The organism is Streptomyces sp. NPDC047085 (assembly GCF_040643735.1).
Classification (GTDB): Bacteria; Actinomycetota; Actinomycetes; order Streptomycetales; family Streptomycetaceae; genus Streptomyces.
This window is the reverse complement of sequence record NZ_JBEYUW010000002.1, coordinates 671,756-693,975: the sequence shown is the minus strand read 5'-3', so window position 1 is coordinate 693,975 and position 22,220 is coordinate 671,756. Positions and strand designations below refer to the sequence as shown.

Sequence of the window (22,220 nt, the reverse complement as noted above, 5' to 3'; positions counted from 1 at the left end):
TCGTGGGGTCGTCGTCAGATCACCCGGTGGCCGTTCTCGAGCTCCGCCGTTCCCGAGCCCTGTGCCAGGACGTCGAGTGCGGCCAGGACGCGGCGGCCCAGGGCGCCGGGCAGATGGGCGGCGAGTTCCTCGCGGGGGACCAGGCGCCAGGACAGCAGCTCCTCCTCCTGCAGGCGGATGGCCTTGAACTCGGCGTCGGTGAGGACACCGCCGTCGTACAGGTACGCCACCAGCGGCGGCCGGCCCCTGCCGTGCACCCAGTCCACGGCCAGCAGCCGGCCGAGGTCCCGGTCCAGGCCGATCTCCTCGAGCGTCTCGCGGCGTGCTCCCTGGCGGGGCGTCTCGCCGTCGTCCGACTCGATCGTGCCGCCGGGAAGCGCCCAGCCCTCACGGTAGTTGGGCTCCACGAGCAGCACTCGCCCCTCGGCGTCCCGGAACAGGGCGGCCGCGCCGGCGAGGACACGGGGGAGGCTCGCGATGTACGCGGCGAAGTCGTCAGTCGTGGTCACCCAGGAAGGGTAACCAGGCGCCGGACGGCTACGGCCCGGTCGTCGCCAGGCGCAGGGTGCGCTCGGCCAGCGCACTGATCCGTACGCCGTCGAACCCGAACACCGCGCTCCGGACCGTGTCCTCCAACGGGTCCTTCCACTGGTCAGGGATGGCCGCCGCGCCGGTGAGCACTCCGGCCACCGAGCCGGCCGTGGCCCCGTTGGAGTCGGTGTCCAGGCCGCCGCGGACGGTCAGGGCGATGGTCCGGGTGAAGTCGCCGTCGCCGTACAGCAGGCCCGCGGTGAGGACAGCCGCGTTCGGCACGGTGTGGATCCAGCCGAGCCCCGCGGTCTCCGCGGACACCGTGGCCAGCGTCTCCTCCCAGGGCAGCCGGGTCTCGTGCAGGGACACCACGCGGCGCACGGCGCGGGCCAGCCTGCTGCTCGCCGGGATCTCGGTGAGCGCGGTCTCCAGCGCGTCCCGCACGCTCGGCGCGGTGAAGGCGGCCGCGATCAGCGCGGCCGCCCACATCGCGCCGTAGACGCCGTTGCCGGTGTGCGAGAGCACCGCGTCCCGGCGGGCCAGCGAGGCGGCCCGGCGCGGGTCGCCCGGGCAGGTCCAGCCGTAGACGTCGGCGCGGATCAGCGCGCCGATCCACTCCTGGTACGGGTTGTCGTACGTCGCCGTCAGCGGCGGCTTCAGACCGTTCGCGAGATTGCGGTACGCCGCCCGTTCCGCGGTGAAGGTCTGCAGGTACGGCAGCCTGAGCAGCCACAGGTCGCCGACCTGCTCGGTGCTGAAGCCGAAGCCGTGGGTCTCCAGCAGATGCAGCCCGAGGATCGCGTAGTCGACGTCGTCGTCGCGGCAGCTGCCGTGGATACGGCCGCGCACGCACTGGCGCCACTCCGGGCGCAGCACGGCGCCGTCGGCCGCGTCAGCGGGCTCGGGCAGGTAGTCGGTGAGCGGCAGCGCGGCGGCCCGGCGCAGATAGCGGTCGATGCGCTCGCGCGTCCACACCTCGCCCTGCTCGACCGGCTTGCCGAGCATGTTGCCCGCGATGCGGCCGAGCCAGCCGCCGTGGACGCGGTCGGCGAGGCCGACGGGGTCCGGGCCGGTGTCGAGGGTGTCGAGGGTGCCGAGGTGGCTCATGGCTGGGGTCTACCCGTTTTCGCGAGCGCACTCCCAGGGGCCTTCGAGGGCTTTGCCGGGCCTTCCAGCCTTCGGTCGGAGCATGACGGCGGGGCTGTCCTCCGGTTAAGGTCGCAGCGGCGCGACTGGCCCTGACGTGCACGTGCGCGGGGGCCCGGAGAGCAAGGGGAATGCAAGGTGGCGGACGCTGCAGGCAACGAGACCCGTCGGGTGCTCATCGCCGCGGACAAGTTCAAGGGCTCGCTGACGGCCGTGCAGGTCGCCGAGCGGGTGACGGCCGGGCTGCGCCGCGTCGTGCCGTCGGCCGAGGTCGAGGCGCTGCCCGTGGCCGACGGCGGCGACGGGACCGTGGACGCGGCGGTCGCGGCCGGTTTCGAACGCCAGGAGGTCCGGGTCGCCGGGCCGCTCGGGCAGGAGGTGACCGCCGCGTTCGCGCTGCGCGGCGACACCGCGGTCGTGGAGATGGCCGAGGCGAGCGGGCTGCAGCGGCTGCCCGCCGGTGTGCTCGCGCCGCTGACGGCCTCCACGTACGGCTCCGGAGAGCTGCTGCGGGCCGCGCTGGACGCGGGCGCGCGGACCATCGTGTTCGGCGTGGGCGGCAGTGCCACGACCGACGGCGGCGCCGGGATGCTGTCGGCGCTCGGCGCGCGGTTCCTGGACGCGGACGGCGAGCCGGTGTCCCCGGGCGGCGGCGGCCTGGCCGACCTCGCCCGCGCCGACCTGTCCGGCCTCGATCCGCGCCTGGCCTCCGTCGAGCTGGTGCTCGCCAGCGACGTCGACAACCCGCTGACCGGGCCGAAGGGCGCGCCCGCGGTGTACGGCCCGCAGAAGGGCGCCTCCCCGGACGACGTGGCGACCCTGGACGCGGCGCTGGCCCACTTCGCGAAGGTCCTGGAGGCGGCCGTGGGGCCGCGTGCCGCCGAGCACGCGGCGGCACCGGGCGCCGGAGCGGCCGGCGGCATCGGCTACGGCGCGCTCCTCCTGGGCGCCCGCTTCCGGCCCGGCATCGAGGTCATGCTGGACGTGCTCGGCTTCGCTCCGGCGCTGGACCGGGCCGATCTGGTGATCACGGGCGAGGGCTCGCTGGACGAGCAGACCCTGCACGGCAAGGCGCCCGCCGGCGTGGCCGCGGCCGCGCGTGCTGCCGGCAAGGAGGTCGTCGCGGTGTGCGGGCGGCTCGCTCTGCCGGAGGAGGCGCTGCGGCGGGCGGGGATCTCGCGTGCGTACGCCCTTACGTCGGTCGAGCCGGACGTCGCCACGTGCATCGCGGATGCGGGGCCGATCCTGGAGCGGGTCGCCGTTCGCATCGCTGAGGACTACCTGGGCTGATGCCTCTGGGGGCTCCGCCCCAGGAGGGCCGCGCACGCCCCGGGTGCGTATACAGCGAAGGGCCCCGGACCAAAGCAGGTCCGGGGCCCTCGCAGCGGAGCGTTACGGCAGCTGGGCCGCCCGGGCCTCGCGGCGGTTGTCGCGGAAGTTGTTCACCCGGCGGGCCGTGGCGAACAGCGGGATCACCGCGCCCATGACCAGCTGCAGGGCGCAGCCCGTCTGGAGGAGCAGCTGACCGCTCGGGGCGTCGAAGGCCCAGGCGGCCAGGAGGCCCATGGACAGGACGATCCAGGACAGCATCGCGACCGCGAGGCGGCCCCGCGGCTTCGGGTACTCGACCCGGCTCACCATCAGCCAGGCCGTGCCGAGGATCGCCAGGAGCGTCGCGAAGAACGGCAGCTCCAGGAGCACGATCGAGACGACCGTCAGCGCGCCGAACGGCGAGGGCATGCCCTGGAACATGCCGTCCTTCATGGTCACGCAGGAGAAGCGGGCCAGGCGTAGGACGACGGCCAGGAGGACCACGATGGCCCCGACCGCCGCCACCTTCTGGTAGGCGTCGTCCGCGACCATGCCGTAGACCAGCACGAAGTACGCCGGTGCCAGGCCGAAGCTGATCAGGTCCGAGAGGTTGTCCAGCTCGGCGCCCATGGGGGAGGAGCGCAGCTTACGCGCCACCAGGCCGTCGAACAGGTCGAACACGGCCGCGCACAGCATCAGGATGACCGCCGTGGCCGCGCTGTTGCGCGCCATGCCGGACTCCTGGCTGTCGGTGAGGTGCGGGATCAGGATCCCGGTGGTGGTGAAGTACACCGCCATGAAGCCGCACGTGGCGTTGCCCAGCGTGAGGGTGTCCGCTATCGAGAGGCGGAGAGAGAGCGGCATCTCCTCCTCTTCGTCGACCTCGTCGGCCTCGGGCACCCAGCCCGCCTGAGTCTCCGGATCAATCACGGTCAATGCGAGTCACCCCAGCCACGGTCTTCTGACCGACCTCGACCGCGACCTCCACGCCCTCGGGCAGGTAGAGGTCGACGCGCGAGCCGAAGCGAATCAAGCCGATCCGGTCGCCCTGCTCGACCTTCGTGCCCTCCGGGATGTAGGGCACGATGCGGCGGGCCACCGCACCGGCGATCTGGATCATCTCGATGTCGCCGAGTTCGGTGTCGAAATGCCAGACTACGCGCTCGTTGTTCTCGCTCTCCTTGTTGAAAGCGGGAACGAAGCCGCCGGGGATGTGCTCGACCGACGTCACCGTGCCCGCGAGGGGCGCGCGGTTGACGTGGACGTTCAGCGGGCTCATGAAGATCGCGACGCGGGTGCGGCCGTCCTTCCACGGCATGATGCTCTGCACCACACCGTCGGCGGGCGAGATGACCCGGCCACGGGTGATCTCACGCTCGGGGTCGCGGAAGAACCACAGCATGCCCGCCGCGAGCGCGGTGGCGGGCACGGCGACGGCCTTGGCCACGCCGGAGCGGCGGGCGCGGGCCAGGCTGAGGGCTGCGGTGGCGACGGTCGGGAGAAGCCACGGCGATGCTCCGCGCGCGAGGCGTACGCCGGCTCGGCTGTCGCGAGGTGCAGAGGTTTGGCTGTGGGGCATGGATGACCTTCGTAGCGGATGATGCCGCGCACTGACGGGGGACGGCGGCTTTCCGGGGATCGTACCGGTCGGGGGCTACAACTGGGCAAGCCAGGAAGCCGAGTCGACGGCTGAAGACTGTCAACGGGGTGTGATCTTCTTCTCGAAGAAAACACCCCGTATCCAGACAATCAGCCCTGGAACCGATACTCTTCGAGCAACCTGCGCCCGATGATCATTTTCTGGATCTCGGCGGTGCCTTCACCGATGAGCAACATCGGGGCCTCCCGGTAGAGGCGCTCGATCTCGTACTCCTTGGAGAAGCCGTAGCCGCCGTGGATCCGGAAGGCGTCCTCCACGACCTCCTTGCAGTACTCGGAGGCGAGGTACTTCGCCATCCCTGCCTCGAGGTCGTTTCGTTCCCCGGAGTCCTTCTTGCGTGCCGCGTTGACCATCATGGCATGCGCGGCCTCGACCTTGGTGGCCATTTCTGCCAGTTTGAACTGGATCGCCTGGTGCTGGGCGATCGGCTTGCCGAAGGTGTGCCGCTGCTGGGCGTACTGGACGCCCAGTTCGAACGCACGCTGAGCGACGCCACAGCCACGCGCCGCCACATTGACGCGGCCGACCTCGACGCCGTCCATCATTTGGTAAAAACCTCGGCCGGTGACGCCGCCGAGCACCCGGTCGGCCGGAATCCGCAGGCCGTCCATGATCAGCTCGGTGGTGTCGACGCCCTTGTAGCCCATCTTCTCGATCTTGCCGGGGATCGTCAGACCCGGGCGGACCTCGCCGAAGCCGGGCTCCTTCTCCACCAGGAAGGTCGTCATGGACTTGTGGGGCGCGGTGCCCTCGGGGTGTCCTTCGTCACTTCGGACCAGAACGGCCACCAGAGACGACGTACCGCCGTTCGTCAGCCACATCTTCTGGCCGTTCAGGACGTACTCGTCGCCGTCCTTGACCGCCTTCGACGTGATCGCCGACACATCGGAGCCCAGGCCCGGCTCCGACATCGAGAAGGCGCCCCGGACGTCGCCGGCCGCCATCCTCGGCAGGAAGTGGTCCTTCTGCTCCTGCGTGCCGTGCTGCTTGAGCATGTACGCGACGATGAAGTGCGTGTTGATGATGCCGGACACCGACATCCAGCCCCGGGCGATCTCCTCCACGCACAGCGCGTAGGTGAGGAGCGACTCGCCCAGACCCCCGTACTCCTCGGGGATCATCAGACCGAACAGCCCGAGTTCCTTCAGGCCGTCCACGATCTGCTGCGGGTACTCGTCGCGGTGCTCCAGCTCGGTCGCGACCGGGATGATCTCTTTGTCGACAAAGTCCCGGACGGTGGAGAGGATCTCCTGCTGGACGTCGGTCAGACCGGCGGTCTGGGCGAGACGGGCCATCGTTACTTCTCCTGCTGCTTCAGCTCCGGGCGGCCGGGCTGCTCGCCGCCGCGCTCCTTGATGTAGGTCTCGGTGGGCACCATGACCTTGCGGCGGAAGACGCACACCAGGGTGCCGTCCTGCTTGTAGCCCTTGGTCTCGACGTAGACGATGCCCCGGTCGTTCTTCGACTTGGACGGCCACTTGTCGAGCACGGTCGTCTGGCCGTAGATCGTGTCGCCGTGGAAGGTCGGCGCCACGTGCTTGAGCGACTCGATCTCCAGGTTGGCGATCGCCTTGCCGGAGATGTCCGGGACGGACATGCCGAGCAGCAGGGAGTAGATGTAGTTGCCCACCACGACGTTCTTGCCGAAGTCGGTCGTCTTCTCGGCGTAGTTGACGTCCATGTGGAGCGGGTGGTGGTTCATGGTGAGGAGACAGAACAGGTGGTCGTCGTACTCCGTGACCGTCTTCCCCGGCCAGTGCTTGTACGTCGCCCCGACCTCGAACTCCTCGTACGTGCGTCCGAACTGCATCGCGCTCAGGCCTCCGGGATCTCGAACTTCGACGTACGGGTCATGCCGGCGGCGCGGCCCTTGCCGGAGATGACCAGGGCCATCTTGCGGCTGGCCTCGTCGATCATCTCGTCGCCGAGCATCGCGGAGCCCTTCTTGCCGCCCGCCTCGGACGTGTAGTAGTCGTACGCGTCCAGGATCAGCTCGGCGTGGTCGTAGTCCTCCTGCGAGGGCGAGAAGATCTCGTTGGACGCCTCGACCTGGCCCGGGTGCAGCACCCACTTGCCGTCGAAACCGAGGGCCGCGGCGCGCTGGGCGACCTCGCGGTAGCCGTCGATGTTGCGGATCTGCAGGTAGGGGCCGTCGATCGCCTGGAGGTTGTTGGCGCGGGCGGCCATCAGGATCTTCATCAGGATGTAGTGGTAGGCGTCCGCCGGGTAGCCGGGCGGCTGCTCGCCCACCACGAGGGACTTCATGTTGATGGAGGCCATGAAGTCGGCCGGGCCGAAGATGATCGTCTCGACGCGCGGGGAGGCCTGCGCGATCGCGTTGACGTTGTTCAGGCCCTGCGCGTTCTCGATCTGCGCCTCGATGCCGATCTTGCCGACCTCGAAGCCCATGGTCTTCTCGATCTGCGTCAGCAGGAGGTCCAGGGCGACGATCTGCTCGGCGTTCTGCACCTTCGGCAGCATGATGCAGTCGAGGTTCTGGCCGGCGCCCTCGACGACCGTGACGACGTCCCGGTACGTCCACTCGGTCGTCCAGTCGTTGACGCGCACGACCCGCGTCTTGCCCGTCCAGTCACCCTCGTTCAGGAACTTGACGATGGTGTGCCGCGCCTCGGGCTTGGCGAGCGGCGCGCACGCGTCCTCCAGGTCCAGGAAGACCTGGTCGGCCGGGAGGCCCTGCGCCTTCTCCAGGAAGCGGGGGTTCGAGCCCGGCACGGCCAGGCAGGAGCGCCGCGGGCGGAGACGGTTGACGGTCATGCGGGGACCTCCAGGGGGTCGAGCTTGTTCGCTTTCCGGATCTCGTCGACGATGCGGCCGATGATTCCGGTGATGTCGAAGTCCTTCGGGGTGAAGACGGCGGCCACTCCGGCGGCCCTGAGCTGCTCGGCGTCACCATTCGGGATGATGCCACCGGCGATCACCGGTATATCTGTGGCACCGGCCACACGGAGGCGTTCGAGCACGTCCGGAACGAGCTGGGCGTGCGAGCCGGACAGGATCGACAGGCCCACGGCGTGCACGTCCTCCGCCAGGGCGGCGTCCACGATCTGCTCGGGGGTGAGCCGGATGCCCTGGTAGACCACCTCGAAACCGGCGTCACGGGCGCGTACGGCGATCTGCTCGGCGCCGTTGGAGTGCCCGTCCAGGCCGGGCTTGCCGACCAGGAAGCGCAGCTTGCCGGCGCCCAGGTCGCGGGCGGTGGCGTCCACCTTGGCGCGGACCTCCGCGAGGGCGGAGCCCGCCTCGACGGCGACCGCCACGGGCGCGGAGGAGACGCCGGTGGGCGCCCGGTACTCGCCGAACACCTCGCGCAGGGCGCCGGCCCACTCGCCGGTGGTGACACCCGCGCGGGCGCACTCCAGCGTTGCCTCCATGAGGTTGCCGGTGCCCTTGGCGGCCTCCTTCAGCCGCTCCAGCGCCTTGCAGGGGCGCGGGTGGTTGAAGGGCGGCTGGTAGCGGGTGTCCCGCCAGTTCCCCAGCGCGGCGATGACCCGGGCCTCGACCGCCGGGTCGACCGTCTGGATCGCGGTGTCCAGGTCGGCCGTGAGCGGGTTCGGCTCGGTCGTCTCGAAGATGTTGACGCCGACGATCTTCTCCTGGCCGGACTCGATACGAGCCCTGCGCTCGGCGTGCGAGGAGACCAGCTGCGCCTTCAGGTACCCGGACTCGACGGCGGCCATCGCGCCGCCCATCTCCTGGATCCGGTCCATCTCCGCGAGGGACTCCTCGACGAGCGCCGACACCTTCTTCTCGATGACGTGCGATCCCTCGAAGATGTCCTCGTACTCCAGCAGGTCGCTCTCGTGCGCGAGCACCTGCTGGATGCGCAGCGACCACTGCTGGTCCCAGGGGCGGGGCAGGCCCAGCGCCTCGTTCCAGGCCGGGAGCTGCACGGCACGCGCGCGTGCGTCCTTCGACAGCGTCACGGCCAGCATCTCCAGCACGATCCGCTGGACGTTGTTCTCCGGCTGCGCCTCGGTCAGCCCCAGCGAGTTGACCTGGACGCCGTAGCGGAACCGGCGCTGCTTCGGGTCCTCGATGCCGTACCGCTCCCGCGTGACCTTGTCCCAGATGCGGCCGAACGCCCGCATCTTGCACATCTCCTCGATGAACCGGACGCCCGCGTTCACGAAGAAGGAGATGCGGGCCACCACGTCACCCATGCGCTCCTGCGGCACCTGGCCGCTGTCGCGCACGGCGTCGAGGACGGCGATCGCGGTGGACATCGCGTACGCGATCTCCTGCACCGGCGTGGCCCCGGCCTCCTGCAGGTGGTAGCTGCAGATGTTGATCGGGTTCCACTTCGGCATGTGGGAGACCGTGTACGCGATCATGTCCGTCGTCAGGCGGAGCGAGGGCCCCGGCGGGAAGACGTGCGTCCCCCGGGACAGGTACTCCTTGACGATGTCGTTCTGGGTCGTGCCCTGGAGCTTGGTGATGTCCGCGCCCTGCTCCTCCGCGACGACCTGGTAGAGCGCCAGCAGCCACATGGCGGTGGCGTTGATCGTCATCGAGGTGTTCATCTGCTCCAGGGGGATGTCCTGGAACAGCCGGCGCATGTCACCGAGGTGCGAGACGGGCACGCCGACCCGGCCGACCTCGCCGCGGGCGAGGATGTGGTCGGGGTCGTAGCCGGTCTGCGTCGGCAGGTCGAACGCCACCGACAGGCCGGTCTGGCCCTTGGCGAGGTTGCGCCGGTACAGCTCGTTGGACGCCTCGGCCGTGGAGTGGCCGGCGTACGTGCGCATGAGCCACGGCCGGTCCTTCTCCCGCCTGACTTCGGCGTTCTGACGCTCAGTCATCTATGACCTCGGGTGTCTCAGATGTTGCGGAAGCGGTTGATGGCGTCGATGTGCTTGGCGCGCATCTCCTCGTCGCGCACGCCCAGGCCCTCCTCGGGGGCGAGGCAGAGCACGCCGACCTTGCCCTGGTGGAGGTTGCGGTGCACGTCGTAGGCGGCCTGGCCGGTCTCCTCCAGGGAGTAGACCTTCGACAGGGTCGGGTGGATCTTGCCCTTCGCGACGAGCCGGTTGGCCTCCCAGGCCTCGCGGTAGTTGGCGAAGTGGGAGCCGACGATCCGCTTCAGGGACATCCACAGGTAGCGGTTGTCGTACTCGTGGTTGTAGCCCGAGGTCGAGGCGCAGGTGACGATGGTGCCGCCCTTGCGGGTGACGTAGACCGAGGCGCCGAAGGTCTCGCGGCCCGGGTGCTCGAAGACGATGTCCACGTCCTCGCCGCCGGTGAGCTCGCGGATGCGCTTGCCGAAGCGCTTCCACTCCTTCGGGTCCTGGGTGTGCTCGTCCTTCCAGAACTTGTAGCCCTCGGCGTTGCGGTCGATGATCGCCTCGGCGCCCATCGAGCGGCAGATGTCCGCCTTCTGCTCGCTGGAGACGACACAGATCGGGTTGGCGCCGCCGGCCAGCGCGAACTGGGTGGCGTACGAGCCGAGGCCGCCGCTCGCGCCCCAGATCAGGACGTTGTCGCCCTGCTTCATGCCGGCGCCGTTGCGGGAGACCAGCTGGCGGTAGGCGGTGGAGTTGACCAGGCCCGGGGCCGCGGCCTCCTCCCAGCTGAGGTGCTGGGGCTTCGGCATCAGCTGGTTGGACTTGACGAGCGCGATCTCGGCGAGGCCGCCGAAGTTCGTCTCGAAGCCCCAGATGCGCTGCTCGGGGTCGAGCATCGTGTCGTTGTGGCCGTCGGAGGACTCCAGCTCGACGGACAGACAGTGCGCGACGACCTCGTCACCGGGCTTCCAGGCGTTGACGCCCGGGCCGGTGCGCAGGACGACGCCCGCGAGGTCGGAGCCGATGATGTGGTACGGCAGGTCGTGGCGCTTGGTCAGCTCGCTGAGCCGGCCGTAGCGCTCCAGGAACCCGAAGGTGGACAGCGGCTCGAAGATCGAGGTCCACACCGAGTTGTAGTTGACCGAGGAGGCCATGACGGCCACCAGGGCCTCGCCCGGGCCCAGCTCGGGCACCGGGACCTCGTCCAGGTGGAGCGACTTGCGCGGGTCCTTGTCGCGGGTGGTGAGCCCCGCGAACATCTCCGTCTCGTCCTTGTGCACGGTCATCGCGCGGTACGAGTCGGGGAGCGGCAGGGCGGCGAAGTCGGCCGGCGTCGATTCCGGCGACTGGATCGCGTCCAGGATGTCCTTCACGGTCACGGTATTGCCTCCGGCGGTGAGCACCCTGAGGGAGGGGTGCTGAGGGTTCGTCGGTGCTGGGAGTGCTGCTGAGGGTTTTGGTGAGAGGTGCCGTCGGTTCGGCGGGGTGGTGCTTCGGCAGCGCTTTGTGGCGCGGGAGGTTGCCTGTGACGCAGGCGTCCGGGCGCGCAGGCCATGAGCTTGCGGGGACAGCCGGCGAGCGAACGGTCTCTGCTCGCCGGCCGCCCGGACCCCTTCAACGTATGACACCGCGTGTCAGGTCGCAAGGCACTGAGTGCCAGGAGTTGGCCTCAGATGAAATCTTTACGTAACAAATGAGCGATGATCGATCGAACGGGCTCTGAAATCTGCTGGAAAACGGCCTCTGACATGCCAAAACGGCCACCCCGTGGGGTGGCCGTTGTCACAGCGGGAGATCCGCCCGAGAGGGCGCTCAGCGGTCCTTCAGGGCCTCCTCGATGGTCCGCATGACCTCGTCCAGCGGGGCATCGGTGCGCGCGACCGTCACCAGCACCTCGCCGTGCGGGGAGACCGTCGCGGGGGCGGGGCCGCCGGCCGCCCGGGGCCCCGTGCCGCGCCCGGCGCCGATCCCGGTGCCGAAGGTCTTGCGGACGATCGCGAAGGCGTGGTCGAGCTGGGCCTCCACGTCGCCCTGGCCGCCGGCCCGCAGCCAGCGCCGCAGGACGTGGTTGTGGGCGGTGACAACCGCGGAGGCGGCGACCTCGGCGAGCAGCGGGTCGTCGTTGGCGTCGTCGGCGTGCGCGTGCTCGTCGAAGTGGCCGAGCAGATAACGGGTGAACAGACGCTCGTAGCGGGCCACCGAGGCGATCTCGGCCTCGCGCAGCGTGGGCACCTCGCGCGTCAGCTTGTAGCGGGCGACCGAGATCTCCGGCCGGGCCGCGTACATCTTCATGACTTCCTTGATGCCGCGGCACACGGTGTCGAGCGGATGCTCGTGCGCCGGCGCGGCGTTGAGGACCGCTTCCGCGCGGATCAGGGTGTCGTCGTGGTCCGGGAAGATCGCCTCTTCCTTCGAACGGAAGTGGCGGAAGAAGGTGCGGCGGGCGACCCCCGCCGCGGCCGCGATCTCGTCGACGGTCGTCGCCTCGTACCCCTTCGTCGCGAAGAGTTCCATCGCGGCGGCCGCCAGTTCTCGGCGCATCTTGAGCCGCTGGGCGGCTGCGCGACTGCCTGCGGCACTTTCCGGCGCGTCGGGCGTAGCTGGTGTACGGGAGGACTTGGCGGGCTGGGACATGACCCGAACGTACTGCATGTGCGCGGTGTGGCGCGCAGCCACGGGGTCTCCCCCGCCCGCGAGGGGCGGGGGAGGGCCGGCCCTGCCGGGCGGCGGGAAGCCGCCCGGGTCGAGGAGCCCGCCCCAGTCCGTCTCCGTGTGGGACCAGTCGCCGCCGCCGTCAGCGGCGGGCATACTCGCGGAAGCCGCGGCCGGTCTTGCGGCCGAGGCAGCCCGCGGCCACCAGGTGCTCCAGCAGCGGGGCCGGGGCCAGGCCCGGGTCGCGGAACTCGCGGTGCAGCACCTTCTCGATGGCCAGCGAGACGTCCAGACCGACCACGTCCAGCAGCTCGAAGGGGCCCATCGGGTAGCCGCCGCCCAGCTTCATCGCCGCGTCGATGTCGTCCAGGGACGCGTAGTGCTCCTGCACCATCTTGATCGCGTTGTTGAGGTACGGGAACAGCAGTGCGTTCACGATGAAGCCCGCCCGGTCGCCGCAGTCGACCGCGTGCTTCTTCACCTTGACGCAGACCTCGCGGACCGTGGCGTGCACGTCGTCGGCGGTCAGCACCGTCCGCACGACCTCGACCAGCTTCATCGCCGGCGCCGGGTTGAAGAAGTGCATGCCGATCACGTCCTGCGGGCGCGAGGTGGCGCGGGCGCAGGCGACGACGGGCAGCGAGGAGGTCGTGGTGGCCAGGACGGCGCCCGGCTTGCAGACCTTGTCCAGCGCCGCGAACAGCTGCCGCTTGACCTCCAGGTCCTCGGCGACCGCCTCGACGGCCAGGTCGACGTCCGCGAAGGCCTCGTAGGAGCCGGCCGGGGTGATCCGGTCCAGGGTCTGGGCGGCGGCCTCGGCGGTCAGCCGCCCCTTGTCGACAGAGCGCGAAAGCGACTTGCCGATACGGGCCTTGGCGGCCTGCGCCTTCTCCTCGCTGCGGGCGGCCAGCACGACCTCGTACCCGGCCTTCGCGAACACCTCGGCGATGCCGGACGCCATGGTGCCGGAGCCGGCGACGCCGACGGAGCGCACCTCGCGGCCGGGCGTCCCGGTGCCCGCGGCGGCCGGGGTCAGGGCGTCGGCGACGACCGTGGCGCTGCCCGGCGCCTCGTAGGTGTAGAAACCGCGCCCGGACTTGCGGCCGGTCAGGCCCGCCTCGCTGAGCTGCTTCAGGATCGGGGCGGGGGCGTGCAGCCGGTCGCGGGACGCGGCGTACATGGCCTCCAGGACCGTACGGGCCGTGTCGATGCCGATCAGGTCCAGCAGGGCCAGCGGGCCCATCGGCAGGCCGCAGCCGAGCCGCATCGCCGCGTCGATGTCCTCGCGGGAGGCGTAGTGGGCCTCGTACATCGCGGCGGCCTGGTTGAGGTAGCCGAACAGCAGCCCGTCCGCGACGAACCCGGGGCGGTCGCCGACCGCGACCGGCTCCTTGCCGAGCTCGATCGCGAGGTCCGTGACCGCGGCGACGGGCCCCGGCGCGGTCAGCACCGAGGAGACGATCTCGACCAGCTTCATCGCCGGCGCGGGGTTGAAGAAGTGCAGGCCGAGCACGCGCTCGGGGCGGGCCGAGTCGGCGGCGAGCCGGGTCACGGACAGGGCGTTGGTGCCGGTCGCGAGGATCGTCTCCGGGCGGACGATGCCGTCCAGCTCCCGGAAGATCTGCTGCTTGATCTCGTACGACTCCGGGGCCACCTCGATGACGAGGTCGGCGTCGGCCGCCGCGGCGAGGTCGGTGGAGGTGCGGACCCGGGCCAGCGCGTCCGCGCGCTCCTGCTCGGTCAGCCGGCCGCGCTCCACGGCGCGGGCGGTGGCGGCCTCCAGGGCGGCGACCGCCGTCGCGGCCTGGGCCTCGCTGATGTCGATGCCGATCACCTCGCGGCCGGCCTTCGCCAGGACCTCGGTGATGCCGGTGCCCATGGTGCCGAGGCCGACGACGGCGATCGTCTTGAGCGGGGACAGGGAAGTGTCGGACAGGGGAGTGGCCATCGCGGGACTCCAGGAATGAGGGGTGACGACGAGGAACGCGCCGGGTGCGCCAGGAGGCGCACGCCGGGGCGGAAAGGATGCGGGTGTTGTCGGGCTGCGAGCGCACACGCCCGGTGCCGTCGCCGCGGGCGTGCACACGCCCGGGAGCGGCTGAATCCGACCGGCCCTGTCCCGGAGCCGGGTCGTACAAGCGGTACCGATGTACCGAACCGACCAGTGCTCACGACGGCTGCGTCACCAAACCGTCGTCAGCGAACCTGCGAGTGGGTAACTCGCTCGTATGAGCTTAACCCGTGAGTAACGAGCGCGCCAGGCCTGGGACGGAAACTCGACTTTGTGATGTACCTCCCTCGGCCGGTGCCACCCCCCTACGCTGGTGCCCGTGGACGAGGAGTTGCGATCGCTCACGGAGCGCTTACGGCAGGAATCGCGCGGCACGGCGGCGTACGACCGCCTGCTCGCCACCGAGGACCACGACGAACTGGCGGAGGTGCTCACCGCGCCCGGACAGCCGCTGTGGGCAAGGGAACTGGCCGCGTTCCGGCTCGGCTGCGCCGGCGACCGGCGCGCCTTCGAGTCCCTCGTGCTGCTCCTCAACCACCGCGACCCGCCCCGCTGCGCCTCCGCCGCCCACGCCCTCGCCCGCCTCGGCGACCCGCGCACCGCCCGCGCGGCGGCGGCCCTCGCCACCAACGAACTCCGCGTCGCCTACGCCCTGCACCCGGTACGGCTGCTCGTCGCCCTGGCCGCCCCCGAGTCCGTGCCCGCGCTGATCACCACCCTGGAGCGCCGGCTGCGCCCGCACGACCCCTACCGCAAGGTGGCCCTGGCCTGCGTGGAGGGCCTGGGCAGCCTCGGCGACCCGCGCGCCCGCCGGGTCCTGAGCGAGGCACTGGCCCACCCGGCGCTGGCCGAGGCGGCGGTGCACGCGCTGGCCCGGATCCCGCAGCAGAGCCAGCGGTGACGCCTGCTCAGGCCGACAGCGTCCGGGCGTAGCGCACCTCGGGCACGGCGACACCGTCCACGTCGAAGGGCTCCTCGGCGCCGTCCGCGCGGAAGCCGGCCCGCTCGTAGAAGCGGCGGGCGCGGGTGTTCTCCTTCAGGACCCACAGGAACATGCGCGGGTGCCGGGAGCGCTGCTCCACCGTCTCGGCCAGCAGTGCCCGCCCGACCCCGCTGCCGAGATGGGCGGGGTCGACGTACAGGGCGTACAACTCGGCGTCCTCGGTGCGCACTTCACCGTCCCGGTAGGGCCCGTGCGCCGCCCAGCCGACGATCTCGCCGTCCCGCTCCGCGACCAGGTTCACCACGGCGCCGTTCCCCTGGGCGAACCATGACCGCCGCTTCTCGGCGTCCTCGGCCACGCTCAGCGCGTCGAGGTACGGCTGCGGCATGAGTCCCCGGTAGGCGTGCTGCCAGCCGCGGACGCGGATCTCCGAGACGCGGTCGCAGTCGGCGAGGGTCATCGGGCGGATGCGCGGGAGCGGGTCGTCCATGGCGGCACCCTAGACAGCCGCTCCCGCCGGCGCCCGTGATTATTCGCGCCTGACTTGCCCCCCTATTTGCCTACCTTTGCTCGCTTACCCCTACTCGCCCGCCCCTGCTCGTCCACCCCTACTCGCCCACCACCGCGAGCGCCTCGATCTCCATCAGGAACTCCGGCGCCACCAGAGCGGCCACCTGCACGGCGGAGGCCGCCGGGAGGCGATCGTCGGGTATGTGCGCGGCACGCGCCGCGCGGATCGCCGGCATGTGCGCCATGTCCGTGACGAAGTAGGTCAGTTTGACGACGTCGTGGAACCCGGCCCCGGCGGCGGCCAGACAGCGCCTCAGATTCTCGAACACCTGCCGGGCCTGGGCCGCCGCGTCGCCCTCGCCGACCGGCTTGCCGTCCTCGTCCAGGGCGAGCTGGCCGGAGACGGCGACCAGACGGCCGGACGCCGTGACCACATGGGCGTACTGGGCCGCGGGGGCGACGCCGTCGGGGGCGGGGATCCGGGTCGGTTCAGTCATGGGGTCCATGGTGGACCACGGGACTGACAACGCCCCCGACGGGCCTGGAGGATGGCCTGCGCGGCCGGGAAGGATCGGCCTACCGGCGGAAGCCCAGCAGGCCGTGCAGGGTCGAGCCGCGCGACGTCGCCGAGGCCACCTTCGCCTTCAGGGGCTTGGGATCCGGGGACTTCTGGCAGACCGCGTCCGCCTCGCCCGTGCCGCGCGGCACCGTGCCGTCGGTGAGATAGGCGGCGAGGTGCTTGTCCAGGCAGGCGTTGCCGCTCAGCGTGACGCCGTGGTTGCCGCCGCCCTGCTCGACCACCAGGCTGGAGCGGGCCAGCAGCCGGTGGGCCGTCACCCCGCCGGAGTACGGGGTCGCCGCGTCGTCCGTCGCCTGGAACAGCAGCGTCGGCGGCAGCTTGCCGTTGGCGATGTTCGTCGCCTTGCGGGTCGTGCCCGTCCAGAACGCGCACGGCGCGTTGTACCAGGCGTTGTTCCAGACCATGAACGGGGCCTTCTCGTACACCGCCCAGGCGTCCCGCTTCCAGCGCTCCCAGTCGCGCGGCCAGCCGGCGTCCTGGCACTGCACCGCCGTGTAGACGCTGTAGCCGTTGTCGCCGGCGGGGTCGACGGCGGCGAAGGTGTCGTACGCCGTCACCAGCGGCTCGGTGTCCTTGTCGTGGACGTAGGCGGAGAAAGCCTCGGCGAGGTAGGGCCAGTAGCCGTTGTAGTAGCCGCCGGGGATGAAGGTGTCCTCCAGTTCGGAGGCGCCGATCCTGCCGTCCGCCGGCTCCTTCGCCAGGGCCGCCCGCATCGCGTACCACTGGGCCTCGATCTTCTCGGGATCCTTGCCGAGCTTGTACGTGGAGTCGTACTTGGCGATCCAGGCCATCAGCGCGCGGTGGCGGTCGTTGAAGGTGTAGTCCTGGCCGAGGTTGTCGTTGTACCAGACGCCCCTCGGGTCCACGATCGAGTCCAGCACCAGGCGGCGCACCCGGTCGGGGTGGAGCTTGGCGTAGACGGCGCCGAGGTAGGTGCCGTAGGAGTAACCGAAGTAGTTGATCTTCTGGGCGCCGAGGGCCTTCCGGATGGCGTCCATGTCCTGGACCGCGTCGACGGTGTCGATGTACGGCAGGACGTCCGTGTGGGCGCGGGCGCAGGCGGCGGCGAAGGACCGGACGCGCTCGAGGCTCGCCTGTTCCGTCGCCGGGGTGACCGGCACGGTGTCCGGGCGCACCCGCCCGAAGTAGCCGGGGGAGCAGTCGAGGGCGGGCGCGCTCTTGCCCACGCCGCGCGGGTCGAAGCCGATGACGTCGTACTGGGCCGCCACCTTCTTGGGCAGCGCGGACGCGACGAACCCGGCGAGCGACAGACCGCTGCCACCGGGACCGCCGGGGTTGACCAGCAGCGGGCCCTGGGAGGTCTTCGCGGTGTGCCGGACGCGGGACAGGGCGAGACTGATCTGCCGTCCGGACGGGTGCGCGTGATCCAGGGGCACCTTCAGGGACGCGCACTGGAGTGTCGGATAGTCGCTTGTGCCGCACTTCTTCCAGGCGAGCTTCGCCACGGCCGGAGCCGGGGCGGGGGCGGCCTGGGCGGGCGTGGCGCCGGGCAGGGCGGTGACCGAGCCGGCCAGGACGGCGGCGGTTGCGCACAGCACGGCTGCGCGTGTTCTCATGGGTCCTCCCGGGACGGAGGGTGACGCGAACCGCGAGGATCACGGTTCTCGCCGCATCGTCCCGGAGCTGGGGCTTTTCAGAACGTGTTCCAGCCAGAGTTGACCCGATTGGGTCGCCGGATGCCCTCGAACGCTCTCAGATGAGAGTGAGTTGGGTCGGCTCGGACACCTCCGGACCCTCCGGCGCCTGTGCGGGGCGGATGCGCCGGGGCAGGCCCGCGCGCGTGGGCCCGATGCCGTACTCCTGGGCCAGCTCGTGCACCTGACGGGTGATCCGGCGCTGATACCAGGTCGGTGCGTAGGCACCCTCCGCGTACAGCCGCTCGTAGCGGCGCACCAGGTGCGGGTGGTGGCGCCCGAGCCAGGCCATGAACCACTCCCGGGCGCCCGGCCGCAGGTGCAGCACCAGCGGGGTGACCGAGGTGGCCCCGGCCGCAGCGATCGCCCGCACGGTGGCCCGCAGTTGGGCGGGGTCGTCACTGAGGAAGGGGATGACCGGCGCCATCAGCACCCCGCAGCCGATGCCGCGCTCGCCGAGGGCGCGGACGACGTCCAGGCGGCGCTCGGGCGCGGGCGTGCCCGGCTCCACCGTGCGCCACAGCTCGGCGTCGGTGAAGCCCACGGAGACCGAGATGCCGACGTCCGTCACCTCGGCCGCCCGGGCCAGCAGGTCCAGGTCGCGCAGGATCAGGGTGCCCTTGGTCAGGATCGAGAACGGGTTCGCGTGCTCGGTGAGGGCGGAGATGATGCCCGGCATCAGCCGGTACCGGCCCTCGGCGCGCTGGTAGCAGTCGACGTTGGTGCCCATCGCCACGTGGTCGCCCTGCCAGCGGCGCGAGGCCAGCTGGCGGCGCAGCACCTCGGGCGCGTTCACCTTGACCACGATCTGGGTGTCGAAGCCGATGCCGGTGTCCAGGTCGAGGTAGCTGTGCGTCTTCCTGGCGAAGTAGTACACACACGCGTGCGAACAGCCGCGATACGGATTCACCGTCCATTCGAACGGCATGCGCGAGGCGCCCGGGACCCGGTTCAGGATCGAGCGGGCCCGCACCTCGTGGAAGGTGATGCCGCGGAACTCGGGCGTGTCGAAGGTGCGGCTGACGACGGCGTCCGCGCCGAACAGCGCGGCATCGGCGGCCCGGCCGTGGCCGCCGGAGCCCTCGGACCCCTCGGACTCCACGGTGAGGTTCTCCCAGCGCATGACGCCTCCTCGGTAGCTCGCCGCACACAATAGAACATCTGTTCCCATGATCGTGCGACCTGCGATCGCGCCCCCCGATTTGGGTGGCCGGGCGCCGGGGTGGTTGGCTTGTCCCAGCCCCGAGAGAACAGGTCCTGGAGGAACGCGATGGCGCAGGTCGAAGCCACGACGGAGCGGGTCGTCAAGGCGGACGCGGACACGGTGTTCGACACGCTCGCCGACTACAGCGGCACGCGGCAGAAGCTGCTGCCCGAGCAGTTCAGCGAGTACGAGGTGCGCGAGGGCGGTGACGGCGAGGGCACCCTCGTCCACTGGAAGCTCCAGGCCACCAGCAAGCGCGTCCGCGACTGCCTGCTGGAGGTCAGCGAGCCCACCGACGGCGAGCTGGTCGAGAAGGACCGCAACTCCTCCATGGTCACCACCTGGCGCGTCACCCCGGCCGGCGAGGGCAGCTCCCGGGTCGTCGTCACCACCACCTGGAAGGGCGCCGGCGGCATCGGTGGCTTCTTCGAGCGGACCTTCGCGCCCAAGGGTCTCGGCCGGATCTACGACGCGATCCTCGCGAGGCTCGCCGCCGAGGTCGAGAAGTAACCCGGGCGCCGAGTCGGGAAGCAACCCAAACACCAACCGGTGAGGGCGCGTTGCACCCCCTCACCGGTTCGAGTGGATCCCCGCCCGAACCGCGGGCCTTGCCGTAACTCGCCGTACTTGTTCGCAGTTGTCGCCTTACGCGGGAAATGCGACAGGCGCGACGAGGGGAGCGGTACGTGGGCGGGACGACTCTGGTGCGGCACGACCCGGTCACGGCGACGGTCGAGGCACCCGCACCACCCCCACCGGCCGGCCCCGCCGAACTCGGCCGGAGCCGCGTGCGGTTGGTCTTCGTCGGCCTCATGCTGGCGCTGCTCCTCGCCGCGCTGGACCAGATGATCGTCGCCACCGCGCTCCCGAAGATCGTCGGCGAGCTGCACGGCCTGGACAAGATGTCCTGGGCGATCACCGCCTACCTGCTCACCTCCACCATCGGCCTGCCCCTGTACGGCAAGGTCGGTGACCTCTTCGGCCGCAAGGGCGTCTTCCAGTTCGCGATCCTGGCCTTCGTCGTCGGCTCGGCCCTCGCCGGACGGGCCCAGAGCATGGACCAGCTGATCGCCTTCCGTGCCGTGCAGGGCGTCGGCGCGGGCGGGCTCATGATCGGCGTGCAGGCGATCATCGCCGACATCGTGCCGCCCCGGGAGCGCGGCCGCTACATGGGCCTGATCGGCGCCGCGTTCGGCCTGGCCTCCGTCGCCGGGCCCCTGCTCGGCGGCTATTTCACCGACCACCTCTCCTGGCGCTGGTGCTTCTACATCAACGTGCCCTTCGGCCTGGTCACCCTCGCCGTCGTCACCGTGGTCCTCAAGCTGCCCAGGCCGCGGGTCCGCGCCCGGCTCGACGTCCTCGGCGCCCTGCTGCTCGCCGCGGCCTCCACCTGCCTGGTCCTGCTGACCAGTTGGGGCGGCACCGAGTACGCCTGGGGCTCCCGGCAGATCCTCGGGCTCGGCGCGGGCGCGCTCGCCGCCGTCGTCCTGTTCCTCGTCGCCGAACGCTTCGCCGCCGAACCCCTCATCCCGCTCAGGCTGTTCCGGGACTCCGTCTTCAACGTCACCGGCCTGGTGGGCCTGGTGATCGGCGTCGCCCTGTTCGGCGCGGCCAGCTATCTGCCCACCTTCCTGCAGATGGTCGACGGGGCCAGCGCCACCGAGTCCGGACTGCTGATGCTGCCCATGATGGCCGGCATCGTCGGCGCCTCGATCATCGGCGGACAGCTCATCAGCCACACCGGCCGCTACAAGATCTTCCCGCTCCTCGGCGGCGCCGTCTCCGCCCTCGGCATGTGGCTGCTCTCCCGGCTGGAGACCGACACGCCCCGGTTGCACTACAGCATCTGGATGGCGGTCCTCGGCGCCGGCATCGGCCTGGTCATGCCCGTCCTGGTGCTCGCCGTGCAGAACTCCGTGCGCCCCGCCGACCTCGGCACCGCCACCAGCGCCAACAACTACTTCCGGCAGATCGGCGGCAGCGTCGGCGCCGCGATCTTCGGCACCCTCTTCGCCGACCGGCTCACCGACTCCCTGCGCAGGGAGCTGCCCCCGCGCGCGGGCGCCGGTCTGCCCGACCCCGAGTCGCTCACCCCGCAGCTCGTCCACGCGCTGCCGCCGGCCCTGCGCGACGCCTACATCCGCGCCTACGCCGACGCGATGCCCCGGATCTTCCTCTACCTCGTCCCGGTGCTCGTCGTCGGCCTGCTCATCGCCTTCTTCCTCAAGGAGAAACCCCTGGTGTCCCACAACGCCCCCGCCACCGACCCGGAGACCGCACCGGTGAACGCCCCGATCCCGGGGGCCCGTTCGCCCTACGCCGCCGGAATCCCGGTGTGCGGCACGGTGCAGCACCCCGACGGGACCGTGGTGCCCCGCGCCGCCCTCACCCTCATCGACGTCGCCGGGCAGCAGATCGGCCGGGGCGCGAGCGGCGAGGACGGACGGTACGCGCTCGCCACCCCGGGCTCGGGGTCGTACGTGCTGATCGCCGCCGCGGGCGGCCACCAGCCGCAGGCCGTCTCGGTCACCGTCGGGGAGCGGCCCGTCGAACTCGACGTCGTCCTCGGCGGCGCCGGACGCCTCGCCGGCAGTGTGCTCACGGCCGACGGCAGCCCCGTCCGTGAGGCCACGGTCACCCTCACCAACGTGCACGGCGAGGTCGTCGCCACCACCCGCAGCGGCCGCGAGGGCGGCTACGTCATCACGGAACTGGTCGCGGGCGAGTACACCCTCGCCGCCAGCGCGCCCGCCTTCCGGCCCGCCGCGCTCCCGGTCACCGTGCAGGCCGCGAGGGAGACCCGGCAGGACGTCGAACTCGCGGGCGGCGCCGTCCTGAAGGGCACCGTGCGGGCCGGCGGCGGACGGCCGGTGGAGGACGCGCGCGTCACCCTTCTGGACGCCGCCGGGAACGTCGTCGACACTCTCACCACCGGAGCCGACGGAACGTTCCGGTTCGTGGATCTGTCCTCCGGCGAGTACACCGTGATCGCCGCAGGTTACCCGCCGGTCGCCACAGTGCTGCAGGTCGCGGGCGGCGGCCGCACGGAACGGGACCTGCAGCTCGGGCACGAGGACTGAGGAGGGGCGCCCGTACGGCGCGGGTCCGCGCGCCGGTGCGATCAGGTGAAACCAATTCCAGGATTGCCACACATCGCGACCGGCCGCCGCCGTACCGTAGTGGTGGGCGGCACAGATCGTTTGCGAACAGCCGTG

General features: G+C 71.0%; 19 protein-coding genes. 4 read left to right on the top strand and 15 right to left on the bottom strand.

Annotation, left to right across the window (positions count from 1 at the left end; translation table 11 throughout):
* Positions 1 to 14: 14 nt before the first annotated feature.
* Positions 15 to 509 (bottom strand): NUDIX hydrolase, encoded by a 495-nt coding sequence (locus ABZ865_RS08755; RefSeq protein WP_361226033.1) that lies wholly within the window; start codon positions 507 to 509, stop codon positions 15 to 17.
* A gap of 28 nt (positions 510 to 537) precedes the next feature.
* A complete protein-coding gene (locus tag ABZ865_RS08750) occupies positions 538 to 1,638 on the bottom strand; it encodes an ADP-ribosylglycohydrolase family protein (RefSeq protein ID WP_361226030.1) in 1,101 nt (366 codons plus the stop codon).
* Between the two features lie 177 nt (positions 1,639 to 1,815).
* On the opposite strand from ABZ865_RS08750, the gene ABZ865_RS08745 reads away from it, so the two are divergent.
* Positions 1,816 to 2,967: a glycerate kinase gene (locus tag ABZ865_RS08745; RefSeq protein WP_361226027.1), complete on the top strand. Its 1,152-nt coding sequence runs from the start codon at positions 1,816 to 1,818 to the stop codon at positions 2,965 to 2,967.
* A 102-nt stretch (positions 2,968 to 3,069) separates the two neighbouring features.
* Here ABZ865_RS08745 and pssA read toward each other — a convergent pair whose 3' ends face one another.
* The 9 genes from pssA to ABZ865_RS08700 all read right to left on the bottom strand — a co-directional run bounded on the left by pssA (position 3,070) and on the right by ABZ865_RS08700 (position 14,050).
* Positions 3,070 to 3,888, bottom strand: a complete 819-nt coding sequence (gene pssA, locus ABZ865_RS08740) for a CDP-diacylglycerol--serine O-phosphatidyltransferase (protein ID WP_361227261.1) — start codon at positions 3,886 to 3,888, stop codon at positions 3,070 to 3,072.
* 22 nt (positions 3,889 to 3,910) lie between these two features.
* A complete protein-coding gene (locus ABZ865_RS08735) occupies positions 3,911 to 4,567 on the bottom strand; it encodes a phosphatidylserine decarboxylase (RefSeq protein ID WP_361226024.1) in 657 nt (218 codons plus the stop codon).
* A gap of 170 nt (positions 4,568 to 4,737) precedes the next feature.
* Positions 4,738 to 5,943: an acyl-CoA dehydrogenase family protein gene (locus tag ABZ865_RS08730; protein ID WP_361226021.1), complete on the bottom strand. Its 1,206-nt coding sequence runs from the start codon at positions 5,941 to 5,943 to the stop codon at positions 4,738 to 4,740.
* A gap of 2 nt (positions 5,944 to 5,945) precedes the next feature.
* Positions 5,946 to 6,458 carry a MaoC family dehydratase gene (locus ABZ865_RS08725; protein WP_100829131.1) on the bottom strand — a complete coding sequence of 171 codons (513 nt, stop codon included), beginning with the start codon at positions 6,456 to 6,458 and terminating at the stop codon, positions 5,946 to 5,948.
* Positions 6,459 to 6,463: 5 nt separating this feature from the next.
* The gene (locus tag ABZ865_RS08720) at positions 6,464 to 7,423 is read right to left on the bottom strand and encodes a CoA ester lyase (RefSeq protein ID WP_361226017.1); all 960 of its coding nucleotides are present in this window, start codon (positions 7,421 to 7,423) and stop codon (positions 6,464 to 6,466) included.
* Entirely contained in the window at positions 7,420 to 9,468 is a 2,049-nt protein-coding gene (locus ABZ865_RS08715) for a protein meaA (RefSeq protein ID WP_361226014.1), read from the bottom strand. Before ABZ865_RS08715 ends, ABZ865_RS08720 begins: the two co-directional genes overlap by 4 nt.
* A gap of 17 nt (positions 9,469 to 9,485) precedes the next feature.
* The gene (ccrA, locus tag ABZ865_RS08710) at positions 9,486 to 10,823 is read right to left on the bottom strand and encodes a crotonyl-CoA carboxylase/reductase (protein WP_361227258.1); all 1,338 of its coding nucleotides are present in this window, start codon (positions 10,821 to 10,823) and stop codon (positions 9,486 to 9,488) included.
* A gap of 439 nt (positions 10,824 to 11,262) precedes the next feature.
* The gene (locus ABZ865_RS08705; RefSeq protein ID WP_361227255.1) at positions 11,263 to 12,102 is read right to left on the bottom strand and encodes a TetR family transcriptional regulator; all 840 of its coding nucleotides are present in this window, start codon (positions 12,100 to 12,102) and stop codon (positions 11,263 to 11,265) included.
* Between the two features lie 142 nt (positions 12,103 to 12,244).
* The gene (locus ABZ865_RS08700) at positions 12,245 to 14,050 is read right to left on the bottom strand and encodes a 3-hydroxybutyryl-CoA dehydrogenase (RefSeq protein ID WP_361226011.1); all 1,806 of its coding nucleotides are present in this window, start codon (positions 14,048 to 14,050) and stop codon (positions 12,245 to 12,247) included.
* 382 nt (positions 14,051 to 14,432) lie between these two features.
* Here ABZ865_RS08700 and ABZ865_RS08695 point away from each other — a divergent pair, with 382 nt between their 5' ends.
* Positions 14,433 to 15,014: an adenylosuccinate lyase gene (locus tag ABZ865_RS08695; protein WP_361226008.1), complete on the top strand. Its 582-nt coding sequence runs from the start codon at positions 14,433 to 14,435 to the stop codon at positions 15,012 to 15,014.
* A 7-nt stretch (positions 15,015 to 15,021) separates the two neighbouring features.
* Here ABZ865_RS08695 and ABZ865_RS08690 read toward each other — a convergent pair whose 3' ends face one another.
* From ABZ865_RS08690 to ABZ865_RS08675, 4 genes are all read right to left on the bottom strand, one after another.
* Positions 15,022 to 15,546 carry a GNAT family N-acetyltransferase gene (locus ABZ865_RS08690; protein ID WP_361226005.1) on the bottom strand — a complete coding sequence of 175 codons (525 nt, stop codon included), beginning with the start codon at positions 15,544 to 15,546 and terminating at the stop codon, positions 15,022 to 15,024.
* Positions 15,547 to 15,664: 118 nt separating this feature from the next.
* Positions 15,665 to 16,063 carry a RidA family protein gene (locus ABZ865_RS08685; protein WP_361226002.1) on the bottom strand — a complete coding sequence of 133 codons (399 nt, stop codon included), beginning with the start codon at positions 16,061 to 16,063 and terminating at the stop codon, positions 15,665 to 15,667.
* Positions 16,064 to 16,142: 79 nt separating this feature from the next.
* Positions 16,143 to 17,723 (bottom strand): alpha/beta hydrolase, encoded by a 1,581-nt coding sequence (locus tag ABZ865_RS08680; RefSeq protein ID WP_361226000.1) that lies wholly within the window; start codon positions 17,721 to 17,723, stop codon positions 16,143 to 16,145.
* Positions 17,724 to 17,859: 136 nt separating this feature from the next.
* Positions 17,860 to 18,924, bottom strand: coding sequence for an Rv2578c family radical SAM protein (locus tag ABZ865_RS08675; RefSeq protein WP_361225997.1), 1,065 nt, complete (start codon positions 18,922 to 18,924; stop codon positions 17,860 to 17,862).
* 147 nt (positions 18,925 to 19,071) lie between these two features.
* Here ABZ865_RS08675 and ABZ865_RS08670 point away from each other — a divergent pair, with 147 nt between their 5' ends.
* Both ABZ865_RS08670 and ABZ865_RS08665 read left to right on the top strand, forming a co-directional pair.
* Complete coding sequence (locus tag ABZ865_RS08670) at positions 19,072 to 19,515, top strand: SRPBCC family protein (RefSeq protein ID WP_361225994.1); 444 nt, start codon at positions 19,072 to 19,074, stop codon at positions 19,513 to 19,515.
* Positions 19,516 to 19,691: 176 nt separating this feature from the next.
* Positions 19,692 to 22,085 carry an MFS transporter gene (locus tag ABZ865_RS08665; protein ID WP_361225991.1) on the top strand — a complete coding sequence of 798 codons (2,394 nt, stop codon included), beginning with the start codon at positions 19,692 to 19,694 and terminating at the stop codon, positions 22,083 to 22,085.
* Positions 22,086 to 22,220 lie beyond the last annotated feature (135 nt).